Source organism: Flavisolibacter ginsengiterrae DSM 18136 (assembly GCF_059568575.1).
This window is the reverse complement of the sequence record NZ_JCANTR010000032.1, coordinates 26,027-28,599: the sequence shown is the minus strand read 5'-3', so window position 1 is coordinate 28,599 and position 2,573 is coordinate 26,027. Positions and strand designations below refer to the sequence as shown.

Genomic DNA, 2,573 nt, shown 5'->3' with positions numbered 1-2,573 from the left:
TCGGGTGGTTGAACAGGAGGCCTGGTGGAATCGTATGTGATCACCGGGTCGTTAGGATCTAAAACACTTTGTGCACTTGCAGATTGTAGAGCAATGGCCACATAAAAGGTCATCAATAGAAAGATGTTCCTGGTTAGTTTTGTCATTTTTCCAGCTTGTTAGGGTCTGTAAATCCAAATTTTTGTTTCAATAGGCGAATAGCATGTAAATAAAATTTACACGTCAGTAATCCAGGGGGTACAATTAAAATCAAAAACGGAATTCAACAGGATTGAAAAAATGGTAAGGATAAGTGCTAAAGCCTGAGGAACCAGGCGATATTTCTATAAGATGATGAGGTCCTACTTAGTTCTTCTTAAATATCGGGTAAAGTGTCAAAAACAGTTCAGTGATCACAAATATAATATCTTGCATTAAATAGTACAACTATTACAATAAAAAATTTAATTATACATGCTTTGTAAGTAGACAAGAGCTGGTTTGATTTGTGATTAGACTATTGCAGACAATAGAGATTGGATCCTAAAAAACCCTTATTAAAAAGGAGTATTATTGGGAAAAATCGAAGATTTTTGAATTATCAACTTAAAGAACATAGTTAAGGACAATCTTAGGTAGCGTACATTTATTGTAGAAGTCCTGGTTTAAAGCTAACATCTGAATTTGTATGGAGAATTCCGTAACCTTGCCTCTATTTGAAAACAAACCAAATACACAACCTGCCAGCGTCAGCGTGCCGAGGGTGTATTTTAAAAACCTGGACGGAATAAGGTTTTTTGCTGCTTTAATGGTGATGTTGCAACATCTTTCGGATTATAAAGGCAACCCCGGTGTAGATCTTTCTAATGTAGAAAAAGGGATGGTTTCTTCTCTAGGATCTCACGGTGTCACTTTATTCTTTGTGTTAAGTGGATTTTTGATATTCTCCCTGTTATTTGTTGAAAAGCAGTACACACATACCATCCAGATCAAAAGTTTTTATGTAAGAAGGATATTGCGCATTTGGCCTTTATATTTTGGATTTGGTCTTTTATCTATTCTTGGTATAGACTATGTGTTTAAGATGTTGGGCTTGTCAATTGATACACCGGCTTCAATTAATCTAATATATCTTTTCACCTTCAGCATTAATCTTCAGTTGATCTTTGCTACAATCAACAAAGGCATTATAGAACTTTACTGGTCTGTTTGCATTGAAGAACAATTTTACCTGATAGCTCCATGGATGGTGAAGAAGGCAGATAATTTCCTGGCCATAAGTCTCGGTCTTATAGCAACAGGCATAGGATCAAAATTTTTACTAGACTATTTGATCACAACCGGCACTATTCATACCAATAATCATATAAATCCACTCTACACTTTTACAACCTGCTGGTTCGATGCATTTGGAATGGGAATCCTTGCAGCGTATGTTAATTTCAATAAAAAACTTTACGGGAAAATAAAAGGTTTTGTAGAAAACAAGGTTTTACAAGGGATTGTTTTATTTGTAGCTTTTTTATACGTCACCAATGTGTTGCCCAAGGCCGCCATCATTGATAAATACTTTTTCTCTACCGTAGCCTCCGTATTGTTTGCTTATATTATTCTTGCTGCCTCCACAGGCAATTTCATTTTTAATTTTGAGAATTCTTTTTTAAGAAGAATGGGCAGATATTCTTATGGAATGTATGTATGGCACTCTTCTATCATTCAGGTTTTACTGATCTTTTTGATGAAATGGTATTCAAGGGATAACCGCATTGTGTTTGAAATATTGTATCCTTTATTATCTGTTACATTAGTTGTTATCGTGGCAGGGTTATCTTATGAACTGTATGAAAAGCATTTCCTGAAATTGAAGAAAGCATTTACTGTAGTTAAAAATCAGAAATTATAAGGCACTCTATATTGATCGGATTTCTCTAAAAATAAAGGCCGGTGTTTCACCGGCCATTTATTTTTTCTAAAGGGTACTGAACTTATTGTTTAATGATCTGTGCTGAATCAGACCAGCCAGTCATAGATACTTTAACTGAATAAGTAGCTGCAGGTAAATCGCCTATAGAAATATAGAATTGATTTGATCCTGCAGTTTTGGAAAAACTAAATTGCTTTTGCAGGGCGCCAGCTGCATTCATAACCTGCACGTTCACGGCTCCCGATAAAGTGTTATTTACCTGTAATACAAATTTGTCTGTTGTTGGATTTGGAGAAAGATCCAAAGCAGCTGCAGATGTATCTGTAACAGATGGTGAACTGCTCATAGTTGTTAAACTGGCGGTAGCACTTACCAGTTCAAACCAGTTGAAATTGAAACCCTGTGCCGAAGAGGATTGTATTCTTATGGTTTGTGTGCCTGCCGGAAGGTTGATGGATGCGCTGACCGTTTTCCATACCTGGTATCCACCAGTATTGGGAATATTAACCGTAGCGAGGACAGTACCTGCACTGTTTTTAATTTGCAGCTGGGAAGTACTGTAAATACTGGCAATTCTGAAGTTAACCGTATAGGCACCTGCTGAAGGAGCAGAAATGCTGTAGTCCATCCAGTCACCATTATCAATCCATCCCACATCTTTTCCACCACC

Annotated in this window: 2 protein-coding genes; one reads left to right on the top strand and one right to left on the bottom strand. The window is 36.7% G+C overall.

Translation table 11 applies throughout. From position 1 onward, the window contains the following. Window positions 1–667: 667 nt before the first annotated feature. Window positions 668–1,882 carry an acyltransferase family protein gene (locus BP74_RS20595; RefSeq protein WP_496377264.1) on the top strand — a complete coding sequence of 405 codons (1,215 nt, stop codon included), beginning with the start codon at window positions 668–670 and terminating at the stop codon, window positions 1,880–1,882. 82 nt (window positions 1,883–1,964) lie between these two features. On the opposite strand, the gene BP74_RS20590 is transcribed toward BP74_RS20595, so the two are convergent. Beyond that, on the bottom strand, window positions 1,965–2,573 hold a 609-nt coding region (locus BP74_RS20590), incomplete at its 5' end, for a carbohydrate-binding protein (protein WP_496377262.1).

Bases quoted from the DNA above. Each gene is read 5' to 3' on its own strand.
- BP74_RS20595 (WP_496377264.1), top strand. From the start codon at position 668: ATGGAGAATTCCGTAACCTTGCCTCTATTTGAAAACAAACCAAATACA.